The sequence below is a fragment of the Clostridium sp. LBM24168 genome, from assembly GCF_052953915.1.
The window spans coordinates 2,721,258-2,747,918 of sequence record NZ_CP196861.1 but is presented as its reverse complement, the minus strand read 5'-3'; the positions used below and the strand labels follow the sequence as shown (position 1 = coordinate 2,747,918).

The following is a 26,661-nucleotide window of genomic DNA, read 5'->3' as shown; positions in this document are numbered from 1 at the left end:
GGTGTTATCAACCTTGCGTAATGCCTGGAAAGTTCCAGAGTTGAGAAAAAGATTGTTATTTACTCTGTTTATGATAATAATTTTTAGGATGGGAAATTTTATAGCTGTTCCTGGAATAGATACTACTAAGTTAACTGGTTTAACTAGCGGAGGATCATTAATTGGTTTTTATGATCTCATATCAGGTGGTGCATTTAGGAGATTTAGTATATTTGCAATGGGTGTTATTCCCTTTATTAATTCTTCTATCATAATGCAATTGCTTACAGTAGCTATACCAAGCTTAGAGCAATTATCCAAAGAAGGGGAAGAAGGAAGAAAAAAAATACAGGAGTATACGAGATATGCATCTGTTCCATTAGGATTAATACAGAGCTTTAGTATATATGCTATAATATCTAGTACAGGTGCATTGACAGATACGTCAAAGCTGAACATTTTTATAATAATGCTTACTGTTACAACGGCTTCTACCTTCCTTATGTGGCTTGGAGATAAAATTACTCAACATGGTATTGGTAACGGAGTTTCTCTTATAATATTTATAAATATTATTTCGGGTTTCCCATCTACGATGACTGGTATCTTTAAGTTGCAGCAAACTCAAATAGTTAACTTTGTTGAAGTTATAGGATTTGCAGCGATTATAATATTACTTTTTGTAGCAGTTGTAATTACGAATTTATCTGAAAGAAGAATTCCCATTCAATATGCAGGTAAAACTGCTGGTGGAAGAATGTATAAAGGGCAGTCGACTAATATTCCTATTAATGTAAATGGTGCAGCAGTTATTGGAATAATATTTGCTATATCTGTAATGCAGTTTCCAATGACCATAGGACAATTTTTCCCTGATTCGGGCTTTTATAAATTTGTAGTTGCAAGCAAATTTAGTCCTTTTAAAGAAAGTAGCTGGGAATATGCATTATTGTATTTCCTATTGACAATCTTTTTTACGTGGTTCTATACTCAAGTAACTCTTAAACCAGAAGAAATGGCAGAGAATATGAATAAATCTTCTGGATTTATCCCGGGAATAAGGCCAGGTGAACCAACAGCCATATATATAGAAAAAGTTTTGACAAAAGTATCAATTTTAGGTGGAGGTTTTGCTGGGATAATAGCGATCGCACCGATAATGGCAGAAACCTATTCTAGTTTTAAAGGAATATATTTTGGTGGAACAGGTTTACTTATAATAGTAAATGTTGCAATTGAAACCATTAGACAATTAGAATCTCAATTAGTGATGCGTCATTACCAGGGATTTTTAAAGTAAATAATTTGGAGATGATTCAGTTGAAAATAGTTTTATTAGGCCCTCCAGGAGCCGGCAAAGGGACTCAAGCTAAATTTATTAGTGATAAGTATTGTATACCTCATATATCTACAGGAGATATTTTTAGAAAAAATATCGCAGAAAAAACTCCACTTGGAATAAAAGCTAAAAGTTATTTAGATGCAGGCAAATTAGTACCGGATGAAGTGACAATAGATATAGTTAAAGATAGATTAAGCATGGAAGATTGCAAAAATGGATTTTTATTAGATGGATTTCCAAGAACAGTTAATCAAGCAAGTGCATTAGATTCTTTTTTAAACGATGATTCAAAAAGTATAGATGTAGCATTACTTATAAATGTACCTAGGGATTTAATTCTTGAAAGAATGACTGGCAGAAGAGTTTGTTCCTCCTGTGGAGCAAGTTACCATGTTAAGTTCAATCCTACTAAAGTTGACGGTAAATGCGATATTTGTGGTGGGAATGTAGTTCAAAGGAAAGATGATACTGAAACTACTGTTAAAGATAGATTAGATGTATATGAGAAACAGACACAGCCTCTAATAGGCTATTATAAAAATCAAAACAAACTTTCAACAGTTGATGGAACTGGAGAAATAAACAAAGTTTTCGAAAGGGTGGAAAGGTTTCTGGGAGCTGTATCTCAATGATAATTATAAAAACAGACAGAGAAATTGAATTAATGAGGCGTGCAGGAAAGATAGTGGGATATACTTTGGAAAAACTTCACGAAGCTATAAAAGCTGGAATAACTACCTACGAGTTGGATAGAATTGCAGATGATTACATAAGATTGAAAAATGCAATTCCATCTTTTAGGGGGTATTATGGATTTCCGGCTTCAATATGTACTTCAATAAATGAAGAAGTAATTCATGGAATACCTTCAAAGGATGTTTACCTTAGAGATGGAGATATAGTAAGTATTGATTGTGGTGCTATCTTAGATGGATATCATGGTGATGCAGCAAGAACTTTTCCGGTAGGAAAAATTTCACAGGAAGCACAGAATCTACTAGATGTAACAAGGAAAAGTTTTTTTAAGGGTATAGAAAATGCTATAGTTGGAAAGCGGCTTACTGATATATCTCATGCTGTTCAAAAATATGCGGAAGATCTTAATTACTCTGTTGTTAGGGATTATGTAGGTCATGGAATAGGTCGTGACATGCATGAGGATCCAGAAGTGCCAAACTTTGGAAAGCCTGGTAAAGGGCCTAAATTGCTAAAAGGAATGTGTTTGGCTATAGAACCTATGATTAATATTGGAAGATATAATGTTAGAGTTCAATCAAATAACTGGACAGTTGTTACTGTAGATGGAAGTTTATCTGCTCATTATGAAAATACAATTGCTATATTGGAAAATGGTCCAGAAATAACAACCTTGGTTGAACAATAGAGGTGGTGATTTTACCATTAGTAAATATGTAGGAAGAGTAGTTTCATCAAAAGCTGGAAGAGATAGAGGAAAATTCTTTATAATAGTAGGAATCTTAGATGAAGATCATGTATATATAAGTGATGGTAAGCTTAGAACTATTGAAAATCCAAAGAAAAAAAAGCTCAAACATTTAAACTTTGTAGATTTAGAATTTCAAAATATAAGAGAATTGCTAAGCGAACATCAAAAAGTTAATAATTCCATGATAAAGAATTTTTTGCAATCTTACGACAAGAAATAAGGAGGTCTGATTACCTTATGTCAAAAGATGATGTTATAGAAATGCAGGGTACTGTTTTAGAGGCTTTACCTAATGCAATGTTCGAAGTAGAATTAGAAAGCGGACATAAAATATTAGCACATATATCAGGCAAATTAAGAATGAACTTTATAAGAATACTCCCAGGTGATAAAGTCACAGTAGAACTTTCTCCATACGATTTGACTCGTGGAAGAATAACCTGGAGAGCAAAGTAATTAAGGAGGGTTAGCTATGAAAGTAAGACCGTCGGTTAAGCCTATGTGTGAAAAGTGCAAGGTGATAAAGAGAAAGGGAAAAGTAATGGTAATATGTGAAAACCCTAAACACAAGCAAAAACAAGGCTAATTAAGAAAGTATTTGGTTAATGATGTTTTAAGGTACGGCTGCAGCGGAACAGATAGTTCTGTTTGCCTTAAGGCTTTATATAAAAACTATTTAAAGAATCCTTAACAAGCAGATAATTAGGAGGTGTAATTTAATGGCAAGGATATCAGGTATTGATTTACCAAAAGAAAAACGAGTAGAAATAGGTTTAACATATATATTTGGTATAGGGTTACCGACTTCACAGAGAATACTAAAAGAGACTGGTGTAAATCCTGAAACAAGGGTAAAGGATCTGACAGAAGAAGAGGTTAATCTTCTAAGAGACTATATCAAGAATTTAAAGGTTGAGGGTGATTTAAGAAGAGAAACTGCCCTTAATATAAAGAGATTGATAGAAATAGGTTCATATAGAGGAATAAGACATAGAAGAGGTCTTCCAGTTAGGGGACAAAAGACGAAGACAAATGCAAGAACTAGAAAAGGTCCTAAAAAGTTAGTAGGAGCTAAGAAGAAGAAATTAGTATAAGGAGGTAAATAGATGGCAGCAGTATCAAAGGTTAAAAAATCAAAAAGAAAAAAGGAAAGAAAAAATATTGAGCATGGCTGTGCACATATAAAGTCAACTTTTAATAATTCTATAGTTACTATAACTGACGCTGTTGGTAATACATTGTCCTGGGCTAGTGCAGGTGGATTGGGTTTCAGAGGCTCAAGAAAAAGCACACCATTTGCTGCTCAGATGGCAGCTGAAACTTCAGCTAAAGCAGCTATGGAACATGGATTGAAGAGTATAGAAGTATATGTCAAAGGACCGGGAGCAGGAAGAGAAGCAGCAATAAGATCACTTCAAGCTGCAGGTTTGGAGGTTACACTAATAAAAGACGTAACTCCCATACCACATAATGGATGCAGACCACCAAAGAGAAGAAGAGTTTAGTAATGGGAGGTGTAAATTTTAATGGCAAGATATACTGAATCAGTATGTAGACTTTGTAGAAGAGAAGGTTTAAAGCTATTTCTTAAAGGGGATAGATGCTATACAGATAAATGTGCAGTTTCAAGAAGAGGATATGCACCAGGACAACATGGTCAGGGTAGAAAAAAAATATCCAACTATGGTTTGCAATTAAGGGAAAAACAAAAGGCTAGAAGAATATATGGAATATTAGAAGGACAATTTAGAAGGTATTATGATAAAGCTGACAGAAAAAGAGGTATAACGGGTGAAAATCTGCTTAAATTTCTTGAATTAAGACTTGATAATGTAGCGTTTAAACTTGGCTATGGACAGTCAAGGGCGGAAGCTAGACAATTGGTTACTCATGGACATTTTTTAGTAAATGGTAAAAAGGTTGATATTCCTTCCTATGAGGTATCAGTTAACGATGTTATATCTATTTGTGACAAGAGTAAATCATCAGAAAAATTTAAAACTTTTGCAGAAAACCCTAAAACTTTACCTGCTTGGTTAGAGGGAAATGTAGAAAATTTTGAAGGAAAAGTTGTCAGGGAACCTTTAAGAGAGGATATAGATATTCCTGTTAATGAAACATTAATAGTAGAGTTCTATAGTAAGTAGATAATATAAGAATCAGTTGCCCTCAAAATAAATTATAATATAAATAAGAAGGAGGGTTATATCCATGTTAGAAATAGAAAAACCCAAAATAGAGTGTGTAGATGTAAGCGAAGATGGTAAGTACGGAAAATTTGTGGTAGAACCATTGGAAAGAGGGTATGGTATTACTCTTGGAAATGCACTCAGGAGAATACTTCTTTCTTCACTACCTGGAGTAGCTGCGAATCATATTAAAATTGACGGTGTACTTCATGAATTTTCTACCGTCCATGGAGTAAAAGAAGATGTTGCTGAGTTAATTCTAAATATAAAATTATTAGCCCTAAAAATGAATGGCGATGAGCCTAAAATAATATATATAGATGCAGAGGGACCGGGAGAAGTAAAAGCAGGAGATATAAAAACTGATGGTGATGTTGAAATAGTAAATCCGGATTTACATATAGCTACTTTAGATGATGACGGAAAATTATATATGGAAATCATGGTGAATACAGGAAGAGGATATGTATCACAGTCAAGAAATAAGACTGAAGATATGCCTATAGGTACGATTCCTGTAGATTCTATATATACACCTGTAAAAAGGGTTAATTTTAACATAGAAAACACAAGAGTTGGTCAAATTACTGATTATGATAAATTATCTCTTGAAGTATGGACTAATGGTACTATAATGCCAGATGAAGCTATAAGTTTATCAGCAAAAATATTGATAGAGCATTTTAAGCTATTTATGACCCTTACAGATCATGCTAATAATGTAGAAATAATGGTTGAAAAAGAAGAAGATAAAAAGGAGAAAGTTCTTGAGATGACTATTGAGGAGCTTGATCTTTCTGTTAGAAGTTATAATTGTTTAAAGAGAGCTGGCATAAACACAGTTCAAGAGTTAACTGAAAGAACTATGGATGACATGATGAAAGTTAGAAATTTAGGTAAAAAGTCTCTAGAAGAGGTTGAACAGAAATTAGATGCTTTGGAATTATCATTGAAACAGAATGAAGAATAACAAAGTATTAATTGAGTTGAAAAATTAATAGGATTTTCACCAACAGATAGGAGGGATATAGATGGCTTCACATCGCAAGTTAGGTCGCCCAACTGACCAAAGAAAGGCAATGTTGAGAAATTTGGTTACCAGTTTTTTAAAGCATGAAAAAATTCAGACTACATCTACAAGGGCACAGGAAACTAGAAATATAGCTGAAAAAATGATTACATTAGCTAAAAGAGGAGATCTCCATGCTAGAAGACAAGTACTTTCTTTTGTAACAGAAGAAGAAGTTGTAAAGAAATTGTTTGATAGTATAGCTCCAAAGTATAATGAGAGAAATGGTGGATACACAAGAATGTATAAAATGGGTCCAAGAAGAGGAGATGGAGCTGAGGTAGTTATACTAGAGTTGGTATAAAAACTTAGTAGGGGATTAAGTTAGCTTAATCCCCATTTTAATATTTATATAAATTTTTATAGTCAATATTCTTTAATTTATATTTTAAACGTGGTATATTTAATATTAGTGTTATTGATGAAAAGTATTTTGCTTCTCTGTAGCGAGGTGGTTATATGGAAAAAAAAATGATAGACTGCAAGAATTTAAGTTTTAATTATGATACCAGTGATGGAAGTAGTTCTAAGTTAGCAGTAGATGATGTTACTTTTAATATTAAAAAAGGTGAATTTTTAGCTATCCTTGGTAGAAATGGTTCTGGAAAATCTACTATAGCTAAGCATATGAATGCATTATTGGTGCCAACTAGTGGAAAGATGTATGTAGGAGGGCTAGATACTTCTGATGAAAAAAATGTGTGGGATATAAGAAATAAAGCAGGCATGATATTTCAAAATCCAGACAATCAGATTGTTGCAACTATTGTAGAAGAAGATGTGGCCTTTGGACCAGAAAATTTAGGAATTGATCCTGATGATATAAGAAATAGAGTTGATGATTGCCTAAAAAAAGTAAATATGTATGAATATAGAAAACATGCACCACATTTACTTTCGGGTGGACAGAAACAGAGAGTGGCAATAGCTGGAGTTCTCGCTATGAGACCACAATGTATGATATTTGATGAATCCACTGCAATGCTTGATCCATCAGGGAGACAGGAAGTAATGAGTACTATAAAAGAAATAAATGATAGCTATAATATTACAGTAGTTTTAATTACACATTACATGGAAGAAGCTGCAAAGGCAGATAGAATAATTGTTATAGATGAAGGTAAAATTGCTATGGAAGGAACTCCTAGAAATATATTTAGCCAGGTTAAAAAGATGAAGGGTTTGGGACTTGATGTACCCCAAATAACTGAATTGGCCTATGAGCTAAAAAGTTCGGGAGTTGATATAGAAACAAATATATTGACTATAGATGAGATGGTGGAAAGATTATGTCAATTAAAATAGAAAATTTAACTCATATATATATGAAAGGTTCTCTTTTTGAAAAGAAAGCGTTAGATAATATCAGCATCGAAATACAGGAAGGGGAATTTGTAGCACTTATAGGTCATACTGGTTCAGGTAAATCGACGCTTATTCAACATATTAATGGACTTCTAAAACCAGATTCGGGAAGTATAATAATAGATGGAACTAATATAACAGATAAAAATACAAATCTTAATTTCATAAGAAAAAAAGTAGGACTTGTATTTCAGTACCCGGAATATCAGCTATTTGAAGAAACTATTGAAAAGGACATTGCCTTTGGTCCTAAAAATTTAGGATTAAGTAATGATGATATAAATAAAAGAGTAAAAAGAGCCATGAATATGGTTGGACTTGAATATGAAAAATATAGAAATAAATCTCCATTTGAAGTAAGTGGTGGACAGAAGAGAAGGGTAGCTATAGCTGGTGTAGTTGCAATGGAGCCTAAGGTTTTAATATTAGATGAGCCTACCGCAGGTTTAGATCCAAAAGGTAGGGACGAAATTTTAGGTAAAATAAAGAACTTACATAGAGAATATAATATGACTATAATATTGGTATCCCATAGCATGGAGGATGTTGCAAAACTTGCAGATAGAATACTTGTTATGCATAAGGGAAAATGTATATTGGATGGTCCACCTAAAAAGGTATTCTCGGAGATGGATACATTGGAAAGTGTAGGCTTAGCTGTACCACAGGTAACTTATCTTGCAAAGGAATTAAAGGATAAAGGATTTAACATATCAACTAACGTGTTTACGGTAGAGCAGGCTAAAAATGAAATACTTAGAATATTAAACAAAGGATAGGTAAGTCAATTATGATTAAAGATATTACAATAGGACAATATATACCTGGAGATTCTTTTGTTCATAAATTGGATCCGCGAGTTAAAATATTGATTTCTATAGTCTATATTATAGATTTATTTATAGTAAATAGCTTTAAAGGATATATATTTATAGTATTTTTTACATTTTTATCTATACTTATATCAAAAGTGAAATTTACATACATTTATAAAGGATTAAAACCAATTTTGATTTTGGCACTTATAACAGCAATTTTAAATATATTTATGACTACAGGGGTAAATCCACCTTTATTTAAGTGGAAATTTATATCAGTATATAGTGAGGGATTGATACTAGCTGCATTTATGGTTTTAAGACTTGTATTTCTAATAATAGGTACATCTCTTCTGACACTTACTACATCGCCTATTGAGCTTACGGATGGAATAGAAAAATTGTTGAATCCCATGAAAAAAATTGGGGTACCAGCCCATGAATTAGCTATGATGATGACTATAGCTCTTAGGTTTATTCCTACTCTTATGGATGAAACTGACAAAATAATGAAAGCGCAAATGGCACGTGGTGCAGACTTTGAATCTGGGAATTTAATACATAGAGCTAAGAGTCTTATCCCAATTTTAGTGCCTCTTTTTATAAGTTCTTTTAGGCGTGCAGACGAGTTAGCTATGGCTATGGAAGCAAGATGCTATAGAGGCGGTGAAGGAAGAACAAGAATGAAACAATTGAAGCTTACACATAAAGATTTTACAGCATCTTTATCTATGGCAGTTTTAGTTATAGTGTCAGTATTTAGTAGAATTTGGTGGAGCTGATGAAAAATATAAAGCTTATCGTTGAATATGATGGAACAAATTATTCAGGGTGGCAGAAGCAGAAAAATGCTATGACTATACAGGAAAAACTGGAGAAAGCAATAAAAAAATCTACAGGTGAATTGTGTGAAACAATTGGTTCTAGTAGAACTGATGCGGGAGTTCATGCGAGAGGATTTGTTTGCAATTTTTTAACAAATAGTAAAATACCACCTAATAATTTTAAGATGGTATTAAATAAATTACTGCCTGATGATATAGTGGTTTTAAAGTCTGAAGAGGTGGATGTCAGCTTTCATTCTAGATACGATAGTAAAGGGAAAAAATATACTTATACTATTATAACTGGAAGTAATAGACCGGCTATTGGGAGAAACTACATGTACTATTATTATAGAAAATTAAATATTGAAGATATGAAGAAGGCATGTAAATATTTTATAGGAGAACATGATTTTTCAGCTTTTAAATCCAGTGGAAGTTCAATAAAGACTTCAGTACGAAAAATAATTGAGTTTACAATTGTTGAAAAAAGAAATCTTTTAAGGTTTAGTGTTGTAGGTAATGGATTTTTATACAATATGGTAAGAATTATGGTTGGTACTGTACTCGAAGTTGGGGCTGGGAGATTTAAACCAGAAGACATAGAAGTAATATTAGCTTCAAAAGACAGATCTAAAGCTGGTAAACCAGTGCCTCCACAGGGTCTATGTCTTGAAAAAGTATTTTATTGAGAAGTATAAATTTTGTTTTAGAAAATATTGACACGCCAGGGTGATTGTATTATAATATAAATGTTTGTATCTAAGCATAAATGGTCCACTAGCCCCGGATCTTTATATAGATAAATAAAATTATAGTAAAAAGTTCGAGGAGGAAAACCGGGATGAAATCATATATTGCTAAACCACAGGATATTGAAAGAAAATGGTATGTTGTTGATGCAGCTGGAAAGCCACTAGGGAGAGTAGCAAGCCAGGTTGCTTCAATATTAAGAGGAAAAAATAAACCTATATTTACGCCGCATGTAGACACAGGTGATTTTGTCATAGTAATAAATTCAGAAAAAATAGTTTTAACTGGTAAAAAATTAGATCAGAAATTATTAAGGCATCATTCATTATATGCAGGTGGATTAAAAGAAACTCCATATAGAGAAGCTTTGCAAAAGAAGCCAGAATTTGTGTTTCAGGAAGCTGTTAGAAGGATGCTTCCAAAAGGAGTATTAGGAAGACAAATGCTTAAAAAATTAAAGGTTTATAGGGGTTCCGAACATAATCATGAAGCTCAAAAGCCAGAATTACTAGAACTAAGATATTAATTGAAAGTTGGAAGGAGGAGAAAAAATGGCTAAAGTTCAATATTTGGCAACAGGAAGAAGAAAGAAATCAATAGCGAGAGTTAGACTTGTACCAGGAGAAGGTAAAGTAACAATAAATAAAAGAGATATTGAAGACTATTTTGGATTAGAAACACTAAGAGTTGTGGTCAACCAACCTTTAGAATTAACTTCAACAAAAGGAAAATTTGATGTGCTTGTAAATGTCTGCGGTGGAGGGTTTACCGGACAGGCAGGAGCTATAAGACATGGAATATCAAGAGCGCTTTTAAAGGCAGATGAAAACTTGAGGCTTGAACTCAAAAAGGCTGGATTTCTGACTAGAGATCCGAGAATGAAGGAAAGAAAGAAATACGGTCTTAAAAAAGCAAGAAGAGCTCCACAATTTTCCAAGAGATAGTTTATACATTTTACATATATGTTTTGTTGTAAATTGTTTAAATTATGTTTATGTTTAAAATTGAGGATATATGCTATTTCTGGCAAGAGCAGAGAGATTTTATAAATCTTACTGCTCTTTTTTTGTATATTCTTATAGGGTTGTGATAAAAATAAGCAGTAGAATTGATGAAAGGAAGTGATATCTAGTTATGATAGGAAAAATTAGTAGAAACATGATTATAATTATGATAGTATGTTTTTTAGCTACAACGATTTTTCAAGATAGAGTATATTCAAGCTCCTGTTTTTTTGGTTTAAAAAATAAACAGAAAATTATTATACTTGTAGATCCAGGACATGGAGGAATGGATGGTGGTGCAGAAGTTAAAGATGGTACTATGGAAAAGAATATAAATTTGAAAATAGGCAGTAAGCTCAAGGATAATCTAAAGAAGCAGGGATATACTGTATTTATGACAAGAAGCAGCGATAAAGGTCTGTATACTCAAGGTGGTAGAATAAGGAAGAAAAAAATTGAGGATTTAAGTAACAGAGTCAAGATGAAAAAGGATACCAATTGTAATATGTTTATAAGTATACACCTTAATAAGTTCCCACAATCCAAATATTATGGTGCACAGGTTTGGTATTCTAAAAATGATGATAGTGAACAACTGGCTAAAATTATGCAGAATAATTTAATAAGGGACTTAGATACAAGTAATTCCAGAAAGGAAAAACCAGCTCTAGATTTATATAAAATATTGAGGGAAAATGATACAATGCCTTCTGTTATAGTAGAATGTGGATTTTTGTCCAATGCTGAGGAAAAAGAAAAATTGAAATCAGATGATTATCAAAATAAGATAGCAAATTCCATAACTAAATCCATTAATGAATATTATAAGTGTTTTGACAAGTAGAGCTTGTTGCACACACATCATTGATTGTGATACTATTAATTTGCAATATTGCTAATTGATAAATTTTGAGGTGATTAAAATATACATTAAATTGGATAAAGTAAGTAGTATTCCACTGTATTTGCAGTTAAAAAAGCAGATAATGTATTTAATAAGAAATGATATACTGAAAGTTGGAAATAAAATGCCTACTGAAAGAGAATTATCTGAGAGCCTAAAAGTAAGTAGGAATACCGTAAGCTCGGCATATAATGAATTAGAACAGGAAGGCGTTTTAAAGTCTTATCAGGGCAGGGGAACATTTGTAGCAGAAGACATGAATCTTTGGAAAATACAGAATGTAAAGGAAAAGATAGTAAAATTTATAGATCTTGCCTTTGAAGAAGCTATAGAAACAGGAATAGATCCAGATGAGTTTTTAGAAATTGTAGTTAAAAGAATAAAAGAAAAGAGAAAAATTATGAGCAAGATAACTGCCATATACGTGGAATGTAACATAGAACAATCTAAAATGTTTAGCAAGCAGCTTATGGAAAATACAGATATAAACGTAATTCCACTTACTATCAATGATTTAAAGAATGTAGATAACAAAATTAGAGATGTTATAGAGGATTGTCAGGTCATAATAGCTACATTTAATCATGTTAATGAGGTTATGAATCTTACAGGTGGTTTTGGAAAAGAAGTAATTGGAGTGGCAATTAATGTGGATTTGGGAACAATAGTTAAGATTGCTAGATATCCAGATAAAACTAAATTTGCATTTGTATGTATTTCAGATGAATTTATTTTCAAGGCACGGGGCGCTCTAGAAAACGCAGGGCTTGGCAATATAAATATTCAATATACCAATACTACTGATAACAATGAATTGAAAAAGATTGTAGACAGTGTTGATGTAATAATAGTTTCACCTGGTAGATATCAAAATGTAAGAGATATTTTGACTGTAAATAAACATATATTAAAGTTTGTATATAATTTGGATGATGATTCTGTAAAAGCACTAAAATCTAAGATAATTGAATTAAAATATCAAAAATAGCTATGGAGGATAAATGTTTAATCATGAGGGAAATAAATGTTGATATTATAACAAGATGTGTAAAGAGGCTATGTATAGAATCTAATTATTATCTTTCAGAAGATGTTGTAGATAGGATAGAATCTTTTGAAAAAGAAGAAGACTGGCCTATGGCAAAAGATATATTGAATAAGATACTTGATAATGTAAATATAGCTAAATTTAATAATATGCCAATATGCCAGGATACTGGAATGACTTGTATATTTTTAAAAGTTGGACAAGATGTTCATTTTATAGGAGGTAATATAGAAGATGCCATTAATCAGGGCGTTAGAGAGGGTTATATGAAAGGCTATCTTAGAAAATCTGTTGTTAGAGATCCACTTAGGAGAATAAATACTAAAGATAATACACCAGCTATTATAAATTATGAAATAGTACCTGGAGATAAAGTGAACATAATTGTGGCACCCAAAGGATTTGGATCAGAAAATATGAGTCAGATAAAAATGTTAAAACCCGCTGATGGAATAGAAGGAGTAAAAAAGTTTATAATTAAAACTGTAGAAGATGCGGGGCCTAATCCATGTCCTCCTATAGTTGTCGGAGTTGGAATTGGCGGAAATTTTGATAGAGCTGCAGGTTTAGCTAAGAAGGCACTAATAAGGCCATTGAATGTGAGAAATGAAGATGAATTTTATAGGGATATGGAAATAGAATTGTTAAGCAAGATAAATTCATTGGGTATTGGGCCACAGGGATTAGGTGGTAGAACAACTGCATTAGCGGTGAATATAGAAACATATCCAACCCATATAGCAGGACTTCCTGTAGCAGTAAATATAAATTGTCATGTTACGAGACATAGAGAAGTTGAAATTTAAATAAAATTTAGAAGATAGGGAGTTGAGAAAATCGCATTAGTGCGGTAAATAATGGATAAGATAATAGAAACTCCTCTTACGGAGGATAAGGTTGAGACATTACATGTAGGAGATAGTGTGCTTATTTCAGGTACAATATATACTGCCAGAGATGCTGCACATAAAAGACTTATGCAATTACTTGATGAAGGAAAGACTTTGCCATTAGAATTAAAAGATCAGATAATATACTATGTCGGTCCAACCCCAGCTAAGCCTGGACAGCAAATAGGATCAGCAGGACCTACTACAAGTTATAGAATGGATAGCTTTACTCCAAAGCTGTTGGATAAGGGCTTAAAGGGGATGATAGGAAAAGGTACTAGATCTAATGATGTAATAGAATCTATGAAGAAGAACAATGCAGTATATTTTGGTGCTATAGGTGGAGCAGCAGCTCTTATAGCTAAATCAATAAAAGAAGCTGAAGTTATAGCATATGAGGATTTAGGATCCGAAGCTATAAGAAAACTGATAGTAAAAAATTTACCGGTAATTGTACTAATTGATTCCAAAGGAAACAATTTATATGAAATAGGTAGAAAAAACTATTTAGGTAATTTATAGGAGATATTTAATATGGTATTAAAAGATAGACGCAGTAGGATTCCCCTAAAAATTAAGGCGGTAATATTTGCTGCTTTAAGTGTTATTGTAATTATAATAGCTGTAAATACAGCTGCTGGGAATAGAAAAAGTAATGTTAAAACAAGTAGTCAAACTCAAAAGTATTCCATTAAAAATAAGGAACATAAGGATGATAAAAATATAGAGCTGGAAAGCCAGTATAAACAGGCAGAAAGTTTATTTAGAAGTAAGCAATATGCAAATTCTATAATAAAGGCAGATAAAATTATAGATCAGAATGTAAAATTTTATAAAGCTTACAATATAAAAGGAATAGCATTATGTTATAACAATAATTATGAAGAAGGAATGAAAAATATAGATAAATCTCTTGAGTTAAAACCGAATTATGGTTATGCTAGATTTAATAAGGCGCTTGCCTATGAGCTCTATGGAAAATATAATGATGCTCTAATATGGTATGATAAAAATCTGGAAGTAGAAAATTATGTGTGGAGTTATTATGGTAAGGCAAGTATCTATGGTAGAAGAGGTGATGTTTCAAATACAGTTAAATATCTTAAGATTGCCTTAGATATGTCACCTGAGATAAAAGGTATAGCAAGAGATGAAAAAGACTTTGACCCAGTAAAAAATTCGGTAGAATTTCAGGAGCTGATTAAGTAGTTTTTGTTGATAGATAAAAATGCTATTTATTGTTATAGGGCATTTTTATCTATTCCATATTTTTTACATTTTAAGGAAATTGTTCTATGTGTTAATCCTAAGATTTTACCGGCTTTATTATAACTACCATATTTCTGCATAGCTTTTAATATAATTTCTTTTTCGTATTCCTCTATGGTAGCTAGTTTTCCATTTCTTAGATTTATTAGACTTTCTGTATCCGGATTGTCATTTTTTATATAGAAAGGCAAATCTGTTGATTTTATTATATCTCCATCACACATATTTATTGCTCTTTCTATTATATTTTCTAATTCTCTTATATTTCCTGGCCAATGATATTCCATTAAATAATTCAAAGATTTCTTATCGATTCTAGAAATATTTTTATTTAATTTCTTGTTTATTTTTTTTATAAAATGTTCTACTAAAAGATTTATATCTTCTTTTCGATCTCTTAGAGGAGGAAGCATTATACTAATAACATTTAGTCTATAGTATAAATCTTCTCTAAATTTATTGATTTTTAACATGGATTCTAAGTTTTTATTGGTAGCAGCTATTATTCGTACATCAACTTTATGTGTAGTAAGGCCTCCTACACTTTCAAATTCTTTCTCTTGAAGTACTCTAAGCAATTTGACCTGCATGGATACTGGCATATCACCTATTTCATCTAAAAATATAGTGCCTTTATTTGCTAAGTCGAATTTGCCTGGTTTACTTTTTACGGCACCAGTGAAAGCACCTTTTTCATATCCGAATAGTTCACTTTCAAATAGATTTTCTGGTATTGCAGCGCAATTTATTCGAATTAAAGGTTCGTTTTTCCTGTTGCTGTTATTATGAATAGCTTTTGCTATTAGCTCTTTACCTGTACCACTTTCACCTCTTATAAGTACAGTAGAGGTGGATTTGGATGCCTTTTCGGCAATTACAAGACACTCTTTTAAAGAACCACTATTTCCTATTATAGAATGAAAAGAGCCACCTAATCTATTTTGTCTGTTTAGCTCTTCTTTGTAATAATTTAATTTTTCTTCCGAATCCTTTAATTTTTTTAACAAATTTTTTAATTCATCAGCAGTTCTGGATATTGACATTACTCCTTTAAATTTTTTATCTGCAAATATTGGAGTTACTGTTGAAATTATAGTTTTATTATACTTGTGATAGACTTTATTTTTGATTGGTTTTTTGGACTTAAATACTTTTATCCGCAGTCCATGTGGAGAAATGTTGATTAAGTCTTTTCCAACTATATCGGAATTTTTTATATTGTAGTGATTTTCATAGGCTGGATTTATATAACTTACAATTCGCCTATCATCTACAAAGCAAATTAATTCATGAGATGCTTCAAGTATTTTTTTAAATCGCTCATTTAATTCCTTTATACCTACTAAATCAGATATATCTTGGAATATTCCCAGGGCGCCTATTACTTTTTTATTTGAAAATATAGGAGATCTATTTGATATTACAATATTGTTGTTTATGTATTGAGTTTCACCTACTTTTTTTATCTTTAGTTTTAGTAAATTAGGAAGATCGGAAGTTGGTATTATGTCTTTTATAAATCTTCCGGTGACCTCTCTTAGATTCCTGTCGACTATTTTTAAAGCATATTCATTCATTGTAGTAATACGAGCATTTTTATCTATTACAACTATGCCAACAGGTATATTTTTAACTATTTGTTCATAAGCTATGGTATTTTCTTCTATTATATCATCTATTTTTGATGCTATAGGATTATTTTGTGATAAATCATTGGTTATAAAGTCACATAATTCATGGACAGCGGCTTTGCTGTTTTCAGTATTTTCGAGGCAGGATACCTCAATTTTTTCGTTTTCTTTTATTTTAAGAGATACAAGGGCTAACATACTTACAGCAAGAGGTTCTTTTGCTGTAAGTTTTTTTATATATAAATTTATTCCATATCTATTTTTGATTTGTACTGCTTTATGAACAATTATAGCTGCAATTCTTATATGAATTCCGTTTCGGATCGGTACTGTGATTATATTTTTATACATATAAAAATCCTTTCTGATAAAAAATATCAATATCAATATAAATGATGATAAAAAGTATCGATTATTATAATATACTAAAAATGACTTTAAATCTAGTATCCAGAATTTAATTTTTAATAAATAAAAGAATATATCAAATAGTCTTGATAAAAAATATCAAGTACTAAATTTGGTATTTTTTATTATTAAAAAAATAGAATTCCTATTTAAAGGTTTCATTGCGAAAATAGGTACTTATAAAAGGTATAAAAACATGAAATGTGAAAAAATTAATAATGTCTTTAATGTGGCGTGAAAATTGCTGTGAAATATTATATGAATCTATAAATAGTATTTAGGGGGGAATAGCAATGAAGAGAGGTATTGCAGCTTCAAAAGGATACTCAATAGGTAAAGTATTTTTAAAAGAGGATAAGAAAATAAAAATAGAGAGAAGGACTATAGATAATATAAAAGAGGAAATAATTAGATTTGAAACTGCACTGGATGTTTCTAAAAGGCAGATTGAGAAGATAAAAGAGAAGGCAGAGAAAGAATTAGGGGCGGATAAGGCATCAGTATTTGACAGCCATATAATGCTTTTGGATGACCCAGAATTTTCAGGTCTAGTAGAGAATAAAATTAAAAGCGATAGTATAAATGCAGAAAAGGCACTTTCAGATATTGTAGAAATGTATATGGCAACATTCACAGCTATGGAAGATGAATATTTAAAGGAAAGAGGAGCAGATGTAAAAGATGTGGGCAAAAGAATACTTGCAAATTTGATGGGTAATTTATCAAGACTTTCGAATATGGGAGAAAATACGATAATAGTGGCCCATGACTTAACACCTTCTGATACGGCTCAACTTGATAAAAGCAAGGTTATAGCGTTTTTAACTGATATAGGCGGAAAAACTTCTCATAGTGCGATTATGTCAAGAACTTTAGAGATACCAGCAGTCGTTGGTATGAAGGATATAACTTCATCGGTTAAAAATGGGGATACTGCAATTGTCGATGGGGTTGAAGGAATTGCTATAATAAATCCTGATGAAAAAACTATAAGGGAGTATGAATTAAAGAAAAAAGATTATGAAATGGAGAAAGTTAAACTTAGAAAGCTTATAAATGTGGAAGCAAAGACTAAAGATGGAAAACGTGTATTGATTGCAGGAAATATAGGTAAACCACAGGATGTAGATCAAGTTATAAAAAATGGTGCAGATGCTATAGGATTGTTTAGAACTGAATTTTTATATATGGATAGAGATGAGATGCCAGGTGAAGAACAACAATTTGAAGCCTATAAATATGTTCTCGAAAAAATGGAGAATAAACCAGTAGTTATAAGAACACTTGATATAGGTGGAGATAAGAAACTTTCATATCTTCCATTGGCTAAAGAAATGAATCCTTTCCTGGGTTATAGAGCTATAAGACTTTGTCTTGATAGGCAGGATATATTTAAGATACAGTTGAGAGCATTGCTTAGAGCATCAGTTTATGGGAATCTTAAAATAATGTTTCCTATGATATCTTCTCTGGAAGAAATATTTCAGACAAAAAATGTAATTAAGAAATGCAAGGAAGAGCTTAAAAAAGAAGGTAAACAATATAAAGACGATATAGAAGTAGGCATAATGGTTGAGATACCAGCTGCTGCTATAAATTCTGAAGAGCTTATAAATTATGTAGATTTTTTTAGCATAGGAACTAATGATTTAATTCAATATACTTTAGCTGTAGATAGAACGAATGAAAAAGTATCATATTTATATAATCCAATGCATCCAGCAGTCTTAAAACTTATAAAGCTGACTATAGAATCTGCACATAAGGCAGGAAAGTGGTGTGGAATGTGCGGTGAGATGGCTGGCGATGAGCGAGCTATTCCTACGTTGGTAGAATATGAACTCGATGAATTTTCAATGAGTGCATCTTCAATACTGAAAGCAAAACAACTCATAATGGAGAAATAAAATTATTATATTCTGGATAGGAAATGTAGCTAGATTTGATTTAAATCAAATCTAGCTACATTATTTCTTAATATATTAAGAAAATTATGAAAATATTTATATACCTAAAAAAAAACAGGGTATTATACTTATATATTCCATGTACTTAAATTGATAATAATTTATAATTTATTATATAAATATAACAAATTAATAATTTTATATTACTTATAATAAGAATGTTGTAAATATTAAAAGAGAGAGCAAATAGAAAGGTAATATATAATAATTAATTTTATAGTTGTGTGTACTTTTAAAAGATAAAAGTAGAAAGGAGAACTATTATGAAAAAGATATTTAGTTTAATTACAGCAATAGTAGTGACAACAGCAATATTTACAGGATGTGGAGGCAATTCTAATAGCACAGATGGAAAAACTATTAAACTTGGTGTTCTTGAAGATCAATCTGGAGATTTTTCTTTAGTAGGTATGCAAAAATATCATGCGGCACAATTAGCGGTTCAAGAAATAAATGCTTCAGGAGGTGTTTTGGGAAAGAAAATTGAGATTGTTGCTCCAGATACTCAATCAGATAATACCAAGTATCAAGAAATGGCCAAGAAATTGATCCTTGATGATAAAGTTGCAGCAATAATGGGATGTTATTCAAGTGCCTCTAGAGAAGCAGTAAGACCTATCGTTGAACAAAATAATGCACTTCTTTTTTATAATAATCAATATGAAGGTGGAGTTGCAAGCCATAATGTATTTTGTACAGGAGCAGTCCCTGAACATCAGATTACAACTTTAATTAATGCAATGATTAAAAAATTTGGACCTAGGGTTTATACTATAGCAGCAGATTATAATTTTGGACAGATAAGTGCAGAATGGGTGAAGGATACTGTAAGTAAAAATGGTGGAGAAATAGTTGGACAAGAATTTATTCCTTTAAATGTTTCTCAATTTAGTAGCACTATAAGTAATATACAAAAAGCAAAGCCTGATGTACTTGTGACATTGCTCATTGGTACAGCACAATCCTCATTTTATGAACAGTGGGAAAAGACTGGAATTAAAGGTTTGCCTATGGCTTCTACAGTAAATCTTGCTCAAGCTTATGAGCATAAGAGATTTAAGGCTCCAGCTTTGGCAAATATGTATGTAACAGCAACATATATGGAAGAGCTTAATACTTCAGCATCAAATGAGTTTAAGAAAAGATGGAGAAAAAAGTTTCCAAAAGAGCCTTATATAGGTATGGAAGCAGAAGCTGAATATAGTGGAATTTATTTATGGAAAAATGCAGTAGAAAAAGCTGGAACTACTGACGTAGAGAAAGTTATTAAAGCACTTGAAAGTGGTGTGAGTTATGACGGACCAGCAGGACCTGTGAAAATTGATGGTGCAACTCATCATGCATATAGAAATGTTTATTTAGTAAGATGCGATGAGAAACATAACATTAATTTTATTCAAAATTGGAAATCTGTTGCTCCAAATTGGCTTTCATCTGCCAAGGGTATTGATTTAAGAAAATCATCGCCTAATAAACAATATACACCTATTGATAAATAAAAATAAAACTATTAAGTGAACAATTTATATGCATTATTTTCAAGTAATAAATAATGCATATAAGTAAACATATTAAAAAGATAGGAGTTTTGGCTAATGACGATTTTAATAGCTTTATATCAATTTTGCGATAGCTTTTCGTTTCTTGTTCTAGCATCTATTGGGTTATCTATAATTTTTGGTATGATGGGAATTATTAATCTTGCTCATGGTGAATTCATAATGTTAGGAGCATATATAACTACTTTATTAGCTATTAGAAGAATCCCATTAATTATTTCTATCCTGTTAGGAGCAATTTTAACAGGCATATTTGGATTAATTGTAGATAGACTTATTATTTTTAAGTTGTACAAAAGGCCTCTTGATTCTGTTGTTGCAACTTGGGGCATTAGTCTTATATTAAGTCAAGGAATGCTAATTTTAATGGGACCATCTCTTAGTGGGATTTCAACACCATTAGGGTCATTTACTTTAGGAGGTCAAAAATATTCTATTTATAGAATACTTTTAACAGTAATATCAATCCTGCTTGTTATCCTAGTATATTATATTTTTATGCATACGAAGTTTGGATTGAATGCTAGAGCTACTATGCAGAAAAATGACATAGCTAGTAGTTTAGGGGTCAATACAAATAAAATGTATTCAATTACTTTTATGATTGGATCTGCACTTGCTGGTTTAGCAGGAGGGCTTTATGCACCAACTATGTCTATAACACCAAACTTTGGAGGAAATTTTATGATGCAGAGTTTTGTAACAGTTATTGTTGGTGGCGCAAATCCGTTGATTGGTACAATTATTTCGGCAGGAGCTTTAGGCATTGTTAATAGTGTATTGTCTATGTTTTATGGAACATTTGTTGGACGTGTTGGATTACTTATTGTGGCAATTATATTTATAAGAGTTTGTCCTAAAGGATTTTCAGGGCTAATTCAAATTCTTTCTAAGAAGGGAAGTAAGAAAAATGAATATATTAAAAAAATTTAGGCTTTCTTCTGAGAATGTTACTGCAATAATTATATTTTTAATTGCGTACTCTATGCCTATTTTTATGAGCCCATATAAAGTAAATGTATTTTCTTATTTTATGACAAATATATTATTAACTTTAAGTGTTTCTCTAATATGGGGACTGACCGGTATATTTAGTTTTGGACAAGCAGCTTTTTTTGGAGTAGGAGGATATGCCTATGGAATTATATGTATTGCTTCTGAAAATACTAAAATAAGTCTGTTGGCTGCTATTATAGCAATTGCAATTGCAGGAATTATAGCTGGTATATTGGGATATTTTATGTTTTATGGTGGGATTAATGATGTGTTTGTAGGACTTATAACGCTTTGTGTAACGATAGCATTAGAAACATTTATGGGACAAACAGCAGGATCTCAATGGAAGATAGCTGGAGTTAAGCTAGGAGGATATAATGGATTGACGAATATTCCTACTATAAGTTTGGGGAACTATAAACTTCAAAGTATTTCTTTGTATATTTTTATGTTGTCAATAGTATTAATTATTTACTTAGGTTTACGTAAGCTTCAAACATCAAAATTAGGGTATTCATTACTTGCAATCAGGGAAAATCGCTCAAGAAGTGAATTGTTTGGATATAATGTTTCTAAGATTCAAGTTATTGTCTTTGTTATAGGTGGATGTATTGCGGGACTTTCAGGTGTGCTATATGCTTCATGGGGAAATTATATTACACCGTCTAATATGTCACTTACAGCTTCAACAATACCCGTGGTTCTTGTGGCTGCAGGGGGTAAAAAGAATATTACGGCACCTATTATATTCACGGCTTTGTATAGTTACTTTTCTCACTCATTATCGGCTAGTGGTAATCAATACGCACTTGTAATTCTTGGATTAGTATTAGTACTTGTAATCTTATTTGTACCAAATGGAATTATTGTATCTTTATTTAAAACTATAGACAGTTTTTTTAGAAGATTAAAAAGAGAAAACTAGGTAAGGAGGAGTACAAATTGCAAGATCAAGATAATGAAAATATTTTAGAGCTTATAAATGTATCAAAACAATTTGGAGGTATTCAAGCTGTTGAGAATTTTAATCTTACAATTAATAAAGGAGAACTTCATTGTCTTATTGGACCTAATGGTGCAGGAAAAACTACTATTTTTAAATTGATTACAGGGATATACTCTGTTTCATCTGGAAAAATAAACTTTAGAGGAAAAGATATTACAAAGTTTAATGCTTTTAAAAGATCTAGAATAGGATTAAGTATAAAAATGCAAATTCCCGGTGTTTATGAAGAACTTTCATTGATAGATAATATTAAAATTGCTGCAGAAAATTATGTACCGAAAGATAAAATTGAAGATGAAATTGATAGACTTATTCATCTGGTAAAAATAGATAAATTGGGTAATCCAATTGTTAAGAATATGTCTCATGGTCAACAACAATGGCTTGAAATTGCGATGGTTTTAGCATCTAATCCAGAGCTATTGTTATTGGATGAACCAGCTGCTGGAATGGGACCAGAAGAAACATATTTTACGGCTGAATTGGTTAAAAAATTAAATAAACAAGGAATTACAATTTTATTTATAGATCATGATATGGATTTTGTAAAAACTATTGCAGAAAAAATAACAGTACTACATTTTGGAAAAAAATTTGCAGAAGGTACAGTTGAAGAGATTGTTAATAATAATGATGTTAAGAATATTTATCTTGGTAATATATAAGAGGGTGATATGTTTGCTTAAGACCGAGAATATAGTGTCTGGTTATGATAAAGTAATGATTATAAATAATATCAATATTGATATAAAAAATGGAGAAATAGTTTCTATTATTGGTCGTAATGGCGTTGGTAAAAGTACTTTTATGAAAACTATAATAGGACTAAATAAAATTAAGAGTGGTAAGGTTATATTTTGTGGAAAAAATGTTACAAAAGTTAAGTCATATGATAGGGCATCTATGGGTATGGGATATGTACCTCAAGGACATGGAATATTTCCAGGCTTGACAGTAGAAGAAAATCTGAGAATGGGGATGATGATAAATACTAAAGATAAAAAATATAATTTTGATATGGTATACAGTTATTTCCCTATATTAGCTCAAAGGAAAAAACAGCTTGCTGGTACTATGAGTGGTGGAGAACAAGCAATGTTATCTATTGGAAGAGTCCTTGTTGGAAATCCTAAAATTTTGTTACTTGATGAGCCAAGTGAAGGAGTACAGCCTAATATTGTTCAACAAATAGGTGATATTTTAAAAAATATATGTAAAGAATTAAATTTAACAACTTTATTTGTTGAACAGCATATGGGATTAATCCAACAGATATCAGAAAGAAGTTATATATTAAACAAAGGATGTATTGTAGCTCAGCTTACAAGGGAGCAAATTGAAAATAAAAATGAGATAAAAAAATATTTAACTGTATAGGAGTGATTAATTATGTTAGAGGTAAAACAACAAGAAAAGTATTCATATGTTTTTAGTAGGTATCTGGAACCAATAGCAAATGTTAAGCCAGGAGAAAAAATTATTTTGCATACACTTGATGCTTTTAAAAATATGATTACAAGTGAAGAGGACAAGCCAAGTAAAATATTAGGAGGATATCTTAATCCTCAAAATGGTCCAATATTTATTGAAGGTGCGGAACCTGGTGATACTTTAGTTGTAAATATAGTAAATATTGAGCCAGATAGAGATTATGCAGTAAGTTGTAATGTAGCTGAATTTGGTGGCCTTGTGACTACTCCGACAACTAGGTTTTTAAATAAGCCTTTGGAGGAAAAAGTTTGGATATATAAAAAAGAAGGTAATAGATTTAAAAGTAATGAGAAACTTAATTTTTTATGGAAACCATTTTTAGGTACAATTGCTACGGCACCAGAATTGGAGGCACTTTCAGCATTAACTCCATTTAATCAGGGCGGAAATATGGATGTAAAAGATGTTTGCATTGGTAATAAAATTTATTTACCAATTACTGTTAAAGGAGCTATGCTTTTTACTGGAGATTGTCATGCAAATCAAGGTGATGGTGAACTTATAGGTACAGCACTTGAGATTCCAGGAAAAATAACTTTAAAATTTGATATTATAAAAGGGAAAAAAATTAACTGGCCTAGAATTGAAAATGACGAATATATAATGACTGTAGGTAGTGCTAAGCCTATGGAAGATGCTGCAAGAATTGCATATGTGGAACTTATTGAATGGATGAAAGAATTTGGATGGGATGAGTTAGAGGCATACGAAGCATTAGGACAATGTGGTGAAATGTATGTAGGAAATATGGTAGATACATTTTATTCTTTAGTAGCCAAAATTAAGAAAGCATATTTATAAAGACAATAAATACTAGTTAAGGTTTGTTAAGGAGCTCCTTTAGTATACAAACTAATTAACTTGAATAAACTATAAATGAATTTTATAATAATAAATAAGAATCATGGAAAAGTCTTAATTATACTATATTTTTTAAATTTAGCAAAAATTATTTTGAATTTTTTTAAAGATAGTAATGTTTTTTATCTTTCATAAAATAATATATTTAGATTTTTATATTGAAATATCTAAATATATTATTTTTATAATAAAAACTTTAAAATTATGATTAAATTTAATTTATAGACATGAACATAACTAAAAAATTAAATACAAGAAAAAGGAAATATTATTGATTGAAGAATAAAAATTACAGCTTTTTATGAAAAATATACTTTACAATTAATTACAATATAAAAATTGGCAGAGTATCCCTAGGGTAAAAGTTGATGCTAAAAAATAATAGGTTTTAAATTAAGCTATTCTTTTTAATCCCGATAGGGATCTGGTTTTATCAGAGTTACCAGATTTTATAGCTGCTATCGCAGTTGTCAGAAGGCATATATGTCCTACAGTATTTAAGTTTGATACAGAATTTATATTTCTGACATAAGCTCTTTCGTTATTAAGCTTTTTCCATCTGGAATTATATCTTTCAGATTCTGTCCTCAGGCTGTAGATGGTTTTAAAAAATTTAGACTCATGATTAATTGAAGCCCTGTAGTCAGTACCTTTGCTGATATAACGGATACATCCTCTGTTTTTCCTGCCATTGAAATATTTTTCATGTTTGCAGGGACACAGTGAATCATCTTTAGATTTTTTAAATGGGCAGCAAAATTTTTGCTTGATGTATGAATCAAAATACTGTCGTCCATCTTTATGCATGGCTAGACCGCCTTGACAAATAATGTTGCCAGTGGAAGTTAATTTAGGATTTTTTTTCCCTCTTTTGTTAATGGCAATAAAGGCAAGACCTTTCAAGTTGTTTTTTATAAAATTATGATTTAACTTTGAATCATAGCCTTTATCTGCGACAACATAACTTCCATTAAGTGAAAACCAGCTATTTGTACCTGAAAGAAATTTAGTCAAGGTAGAAATTTCATTGATATCAGCAGTACTTGTATATTCATCTATAGGGAGTCCGGATATTGCATCACAGATAACGTGGTTTTTATAACCCCAGTAAAATTCATATTTCTTACTTGATTTATTGGAGTTATCATTGATTTTAACGTTCATGGAATTATTTGCAGTATGTACTCCAAGTTTACAATCTTTATCAGACTTTGGATTATTCTTCTTTGAAAATTTGTTTGATGCGAAGCATTTAGGGTTATTAAGTTTAGTGTTTGCTTTAACTGGAGTTGTATCAACAGATATAAAGTTGTTGTCTATAAAGCCAAGTTTCTTGAGAGTATTTACCTGATGTTTCATAATTTCTTTCAAACAAGAGTTTTCGATATTCTTTATGAACCTTTGAAAGGTCCTGTATGAAGGAAGTGGTTTAAGAATGTCAAAGCCACAAAGTTGTGCAATGATTAAATTATTTTCTAAAAAATCTTTAAGATCAGTAATTTGAGCAAACTTCTCACATTTCATGACTATAAAAGCTCTGAAAAGAGCGTGTCTTGAGAAACCGACAGGTCCGTATTTGGAAGGAACCCTATCGGGTAATGAAGATAAATTAATATTTTCAAAAATATCTGTGTAGAAGTTTATTGTGTTTTGTGAAGTGAAAAGCTCAATTATATTAAAGATTTCTTGACGTTGGTACATAGAGATTTCCTCCTTTTAGTGTTTTTATTATGTGATATTTTAAAAATTCGACAAAAGTTGAGGAAATCCTATGATATAAATTTTAGTGATAGAAAAAAATAGCCCTTATCGGGCTAGAGAAATGAGTGCCTTAGAGTTAT

General features: G+C 31.2%; 31 protein-coding genes. 29 read left to right on the top strand and 2 right to left on the bottom strand.

Features of this window, described 5'->3' with window-relative positions; translation table 11 throughout:
• Position 1 precedes the first annotated feature (1 nt).
• The 22 genes from secY (at position 2) to ACSVC9_RS13490 (ending at position 14,841) form a co-directional block, all read left to right on the top strand.
• Positions 2 to 1,279, top strand: coding sequence for a preprotein translocase subunit SecY (gene secY / locus ACSVC9_RS13595; protein ID WP_446897991.1), 1,278 nt, complete (start codon positions 2 to 4; stop codon positions 1,277 to 1,279).
• A 20-nt stretch (positions 1,280 to 1,299) separates the two neighbouring features.
• Positions 1,300 to 1,953 (top strand): adenylate kinase, encoded by a 654-nt coding sequence (locus ACSVC9_RS13590; protein ID WP_446897990.1) that lies wholly within the window; start codon positions 1,300 to 1,302, stop codon positions 1,951 to 1,953.
• The gene (gene map, locus ACSVC9_RS13585; protein WP_446897989.1) at positions 1,950 to 2,705 is read left to right on the top strand and encodes a type I methionyl aminopeptidase; all 756 of its coding nucleotides are present in this window, start codon (positions 1,950 to 1,952) and stop codon (positions 2,703 to 2,705) included. The genes ACSVC9_RS13590 and map overlap by 4 nt, the downstream gene beginning before the upstream one ends.
• A complete protein-coding gene (locus tag ACSVC9_RS13580; RefSeq protein ID WP_446897988.1) occupies positions 2,695 to 2,988 on the top strand; it encodes an RNA-binding protein in 294 nt (97 codons plus the stop codon). Before map ends, ACSVC9_RS13580 begins: the two co-directional genes overlap by 11 nt.
• A 17-nt stretch (positions 2,989 to 3,005) precedes the next feature.
• A complete protein-coding gene (gene infA, locus ACSVC9_RS13575) occupies positions 3,006 to 3,224 on the top strand; it encodes a translation initiation factor IF-1 (protein ID WP_011988826.1) in 219 nt (72 codons plus the stop codon).
• A gap of 16 nt (positions 3,225 to 3,240) precedes the next feature.
• Positions 3,241 to 3,354, top strand: a complete 114-nt coding sequence (gene rpmJ / locus ACSVC9_RS13570) for a 50S ribosomal protein L36 (RefSeq protein WP_017753001.1) — start codon at positions 3,241 to 3,243, stop codon at positions 3,352 to 3,354.
• Positions 3,355 to 3,487: 133 nt separating this feature from the next.
• Complete coding sequence (gene rpsM, locus ACSVC9_RS13565) at positions 3,488 to 3,862, top strand: 30S ribosomal protein S13 (protein WP_446897987.1); 375 nt, start codon at positions 3,488 to 3,490, stop codon at positions 3,860 to 3,862.
• A 12-nt stretch (positions 3,863 to 3,874) separates the two neighbouring features.
• Positions 3,875 to 4,273, top strand: coding sequence for a 30S ribosomal protein S11 (gene rpsK, locus ACSVC9_RS13560; protein WP_446897986.1), 399 nt, complete (start codon positions 3,875 to 3,877; stop codon positions 4,271 to 4,273).
• A gap of 21 nt (positions 4,274 to 4,294) precedes the next feature.
• On the top strand, positions 4,295 to 4,915 hold the full coding sequence (rpsD, locus tag ACSVC9_RS13555; RefSeq protein WP_446897985.1) for a 30S ribosomal protein S4: 621 nt from the start codon (positions 4,295 to 4,297) through the stop codon (positions 4,913 to 4,915).
• Between the two features lie 64 nt (positions 4,916 to 4,979).
• A complete protein-coding gene (locus ACSVC9_RS13550; protein ID WP_446897984.1) occupies positions 4,980 to 5,927 on the top strand; it encodes a DNA-directed RNA polymerase subunit alpha in 948 nt (315 codons plus the stop codon).
• 61 nt (positions 5,928 to 5,988) lie between these two features.
• Positions 5,989 to 6,330, top strand: coding sequence for a 50S ribosomal protein L17 (rplQ, locus tag ACSVC9_RS13545; protein WP_446897983.1), 342 nt, complete (start codon positions 5,989 to 5,991; stop codon positions 6,328 to 6,330).
• A 155-nt stretch (positions 6,331 to 6,485) separates the two neighbouring features.
• Positions 6,486 to 7,331, top strand: coding sequence for an energy-coupling factor transporter ATPase (locus ACSVC9_RS13540; RefSeq protein WP_446897982.1), 846 nt, complete (start codon positions 6,486 to 6,488; stop codon positions 7,329 to 7,331).
• Entirely contained in the window at positions 7,316 to 8,170 is an 855-nt protein-coding gene (locus ACSVC9_RS13535) for an energy-coupling factor transporter ATPase (protein WP_446897981.1), read from the top strand. The genes ACSVC9_RS13540 and ACSVC9_RS13535 overlap by 16 nt, the downstream gene beginning before the upstream one ends.
• An 11-nt stretch (positions 8,171 to 8,181) precedes the next feature.
• Positions 8,182 to 8,991 (top strand): energy-coupling factor transporter transmembrane component T family protein, encoded by an 810-nt coding sequence (locus ACSVC9_RS13530; RefSeq protein WP_446897980.1) that lies wholly within the window; start codon positions 8,182 to 8,184, stop codon positions 8,989 to 8,991.
• On the top strand, positions 8,991 to 9,725 hold the full coding sequence (truA, locus tag ACSVC9_RS13525; protein WP_446897979.1) for a tRNA pseudouridine(38-40) synthase TruA: 735 nt from the start codon (positions 8,991 to 8,993) through the stop codon (positions 9,723 to 9,725). Before ACSVC9_RS13530 ends, truA begins: the two co-directional genes overlap by 1 nt.
• 152 nt (positions 9,726 to 9,877) lie before the next feature.
• Complete coding sequence (gene rplM, locus ACSVC9_RS13520) at positions 9,878 to 10,312, top strand: 50S ribosomal protein L13 (protein WP_446897978.1); 435 nt, start codon at positions 9,878 to 9,880, stop codon at positions 10,310 to 10,312.
• Positions 10,313 to 10,337: 25 nt separating this feature from the next.
• Positions 10,338 to 10,730, top strand: a complete 393-nt coding sequence (gene rpsI, locus ACSVC9_RS13515) for a 30S ribosomal protein S9 (RefSeq protein WP_446897977.1) — start codon at positions 10,338 to 10,340, stop codon at positions 10,728 to 10,730.
• Between the two features lie 190 nt (positions 10,731 to 10,920).
• Positions 10,921 to 11,634, top strand: a complete 714-nt coding sequence (gene cwlD / locus ACSVC9_RS13510; RefSeq protein ID WP_446897976.1) for an N-acetylmuramoyl-L-alanine amidase CwlD — start codon at positions 10,921 to 10,923, stop codon at positions 11,632 to 11,634.
• 91 nt (positions 11,635 to 11,725) lie between these two features.
• The gene (locus tag ACSVC9_RS13505; RefSeq protein WP_446897975.1) at positions 11,726 to 12,682 is read left to right on the top strand and encodes a GntR family transcriptional regulator; all 957 of its coding nucleotides are present in this window, start codon (positions 11,726 to 11,728) and stop codon (positions 12,680 to 12,682) included.
• A gap of 23 nt (positions 12,683 to 12,705) precedes the next feature.
• Positions 12,706 to 13,548 carry a fumarate hydratase gene (locus ACSVC9_RS13500; protein ID WP_446897974.1) on the top strand — a complete coding sequence of 281 codons (843 nt, stop codon included), beginning with the start codon at positions 12,706 to 12,708 and terminating at the stop codon, positions 13,546 to 13,548.
• Positions 13,549 to 13,599: 51 nt separating this feature from the next.
• Positions 13,600 to 14,154 (top strand): Fe-S-containing hydro-lyase, encoded by a 555-nt coding sequence (locus ACSVC9_RS13495; RefSeq protein ID WP_446897973.1) that lies wholly within the window; start codon positions 13,600 to 13,602, stop codon positions 14,152 to 14,154.
• Between the two features lie 12 nt (positions 14,155 to 14,166).
• Positions 14,167 to 14,841, top strand: coding sequence for a tetratricopeptide repeat protein (locus ACSVC9_RS13490; RefSeq protein ID WP_446897972.1), 675 nt, complete (start codon positions 14,167 to 14,169; stop codon positions 14,839 to 14,841).
• Positions 14,842 to 14,873: 32 nt separating this feature from the next.
• On the opposite strand, the gene ACSVC9_RS13485 is transcribed toward ACSVC9_RS13490, so the two are convergent.
• A complete protein-coding gene (locus ACSVC9_RS13485; RefSeq protein ID WP_446897971.1) occupies positions 14,874 to 16,883 on the bottom strand; it encodes a sigma 54-interacting transcriptional regulator in 2,010 nt (669 codons plus the stop codon).
• A 350-nt stretch (positions 16,884 to 17,233) separates the two neighbouring features.
• Between ACSVC9_RS13485 and ptsP the strand changes: the two genes are divergently transcribed.
• The 7 genes from ptsP to ACSVC9_RS13450 all read left to right on the top strand — a co-directional run bounded on the left by ptsP (position 17,234) and on the right by ACSVC9_RS13450 (position 24,760).
• Complete coding sequence (gene ptsP, locus ACSVC9_RS13480; protein ID WP_446897970.1) at positions 17,234 to 18,847, top strand: phosphoenolpyruvate--protein phosphotransferase; 1,614 nt, start codon at positions 17,234 to 17,236, stop codon at positions 18,845 to 18,847.
• Positions 18,848 to 19,170: 323 nt separating this feature from the next.
• A complete protein-coding gene (locus tag ACSVC9_RS13475) occupies positions 19,171 to 20,406 on the top strand; it encodes an urea ABC transporter substrate-binding protein (RefSeq protein ID WP_446897969.1) in 1,236 nt (411 codons plus the stop codon).
• Positions 20,407 to 20,502: 96 nt separating this feature from the next.
• Positions 20,503 to 21,399, top strand: coding sequence for an ABC transporter permease subunit (locus ACSVC9_RS13470; protein ID WP_446897968.1), 897 nt, complete (start codon positions 20,503 to 20,505; stop codon positions 21,397 to 21,399).
• Positions 21,377 to 22,387 (top strand): ABC transporter permease subunit, encoded by a 1,011-nt coding sequence (locus ACSVC9_RS13465; RefSeq protein ID WP_446897967.1) that lies wholly within the window; start codon positions 21,377 to 21,379, stop codon positions 22,385 to 22,387. Before ACSVC9_RS13470 ends, ACSVC9_RS13465 begins: the two co-directional genes overlap by 23 nt.
• Before the next feature lie 17 nt (positions 22,388 to 22,404).
• Complete coding sequence (locus ACSVC9_RS13460) at positions 22,405 to 23,133, top strand: ABC transporter ATP-binding protein (protein WP_446897966.1); 729 nt, start codon at positions 22,405 to 22,407, stop codon at positions 23,131 to 23,133.
• A 13-nt stretch (positions 23,134 to 23,146) separates the two neighbouring features.
• A complete protein-coding gene (locus ACSVC9_RS13455; protein ID WP_446897965.1) occupies positions 23,147 to 23,845 on the top strand; it encodes an ABC transporter ATP-binding protein in 699 nt (232 codons plus the stop codon).
• Between the two features lie 12 nt (positions 23,846 to 23,857).
• Complete coding sequence (locus ACSVC9_RS13450) at positions 23,858 to 24,760, top strand: acetamidase/formamidase family protein (protein WP_446897964.1); 903 nt, start codon at positions 23,858 to 23,860, stop codon at positions 24,758 to 24,760.
• A gap of 453 nt (positions 24,761 to 25,213) precedes the next feature.
• Here ACSVC9_RS13450 and ACSVC9_RS13445 read toward each other — a convergent pair whose 3' ends face one another.
• Entirely contained in the window at positions 25,214 to 26,521 is a 1,308-nt protein-coding gene (locus ACSVC9_RS13445; protein WP_446897050.1) for a transposase, read from the bottom strand.
• Positions 26,522 to 26,661: the final 140 nt, after the last annotated feature.

Coding starts and splice junctions, on each gene's coding strand:
- map (WP_446897989.1), top strand. CDS start 1,950: ATGATAATTATAAAAACAGACAGAGAAATTGAATTAATGAGGCGTGCA.
- infA (WP_011988826.1), top strand. CDS start 3,006: ATGTCAAAAGATGATGTTATAGAAATGCAGGGTACTGTTTTAGAGGCT.
- rpmJ (WP_017753001.1), top strand. CDS start 3,241: ATGAAAGTAAGACCGTCGGTTAAGCCTATGTGTGAAAAGTGCAAGGTG.
- rpsM (WP_446897987.1), top strand. CDS start 3,488: ATGGCAAGGATATCAGGTATTGATTTACCAAAAGAAAAACGAGTAGAA.
- rpsK (WP_446897986.1), top strand. CDS start 3,875: ATGGCAGCAGTATCAAAGGTTAAAAAATCAAAAAGAAAAAAGGAAAGA.
- rpsD (WP_446897985.1), top strand. CDS start 4,295: ATGGCAAGATATACTGAATCAGTATGTAGACTTTGTAGAAGAGAAGGT.
- ACSVC9_RS13550 (WP_446897984.1), top strand. CDS start 4,980: ATGTTAGAAATAGAAAAACCCAAAATAGAGTGTGTAGATGTAAGCGAA.
- rplQ (WP_446897983.1), top strand. CDS start 5,989: ATGGCTTCACATCGCAAGTTAGGTCGCCCAACTGACCAAAGAAAGGCA.
- ACSVC9_RS13540 (WP_446897982.1), top strand. CDS start 6,486: ATGGAAAAAAAAATGATAGACTGCAAGAATTTAAGTTTTAATTATGAT.
- ACSVC9_RS13535 (WP_446897981.1), top strand. CDS start 7,316: ATGTCAATTAAAATAGAAAATTTAACTCATATATATATGAAAGGTTCT.
- ACSVC9_RS13530 (WP_446897980.1), top strand. CDS start 8,182: ATGATTAAAGATATTACAATAGGACAATATATACCTGGAGATTCTTTT.
- truA (WP_446897979.1), top strand. CDS start 8,991: ATGAAAAATATAAAGCTTATCGTTGAATATGATGGAACAAATTATTCA.
- rplM (WP_446897978.1), top strand. CDS start 9,878: ATGAAATCATATATTGCTAAACCACAGGATATTGAAAGAAAATGGTAT.
- rpsI (WP_446897977.1), top strand. CDS start 10,338: ATGGCTAAAGTTCAATATTTGGCAACAGGAAGAAGAAAGAAATCAATA.
- cwlD (WP_446897976.1), top strand. CDS start 10,921: ATGATAGGAAAAATTAGTAGAAACATGATTATAATTATGATAGTATGT.
- ACSVC9_RS13500 (WP_446897974.1), top strand. CDS start 12,706: ATGAGGGAAATAAATGTTGATATTATAACAAGATGTGTAAAGAGGCTA.
- ACSVC9_RS13495 (WP_446897973.1), top strand. CDS start 13,600: ATGGATAAGATAATAGAAACTCCTCTTACGGAGGATAAGGTTGAGACA.
- ACSVC9_RS13490 (WP_446897972.1), top strand. CDS start 14,167: ATGGTATTAAAAGATAGACGCAGTAGGATTCCCCTAAAAATTAAGGCG.
- ACSVC9_RS13485 (WP_446897971.1), bottom strand. CDS start 16,883: ATGTATAAAAATATAATCACAGTACCGATCCGAAACGGAATTCATATA.
- ptsP (WP_446897970.1), top strand. CDS start 17,234: ATGAAGAGAGGTATTGCAGCTTCAAAAGGATACTCAATAGGTAAAGTA.
- ACSVC9_RS13475 (WP_446897969.1), top strand. CDS start 19,171: ATGAAAAAGATATTTAGTTTAATTACAGCAATAGTAGTGACAACAGCA.
- ACSVC9_RS13470 (WP_446897968.1), top strand. CDS start 20,503: ATGACGATTTTAATAGCTTTATATCAATTTTGCGATAGCTTTTCGTTT.
- ACSVC9_RS13465 (WP_446897967.1), top strand. CDS start 21,377: ATGAATATATTAAAAAAATTTAGGCTTTCTTCTGAGAATGTTACTGCA.
- ACSVC9_RS13450 (WP_446897964.1), top strand. CDS start 23,858: ATGTTAGAGGTAAAACAACAAGAAAAGTATTCATATGTTTTTAGTAGG.
- ACSVC9_RS13445 (WP_446897050.1), bottom strand. CDS start 26,521: ATGTACCAACGTCAAGAAATCTTTAATATAATTGAGCTTTTCACTTCA.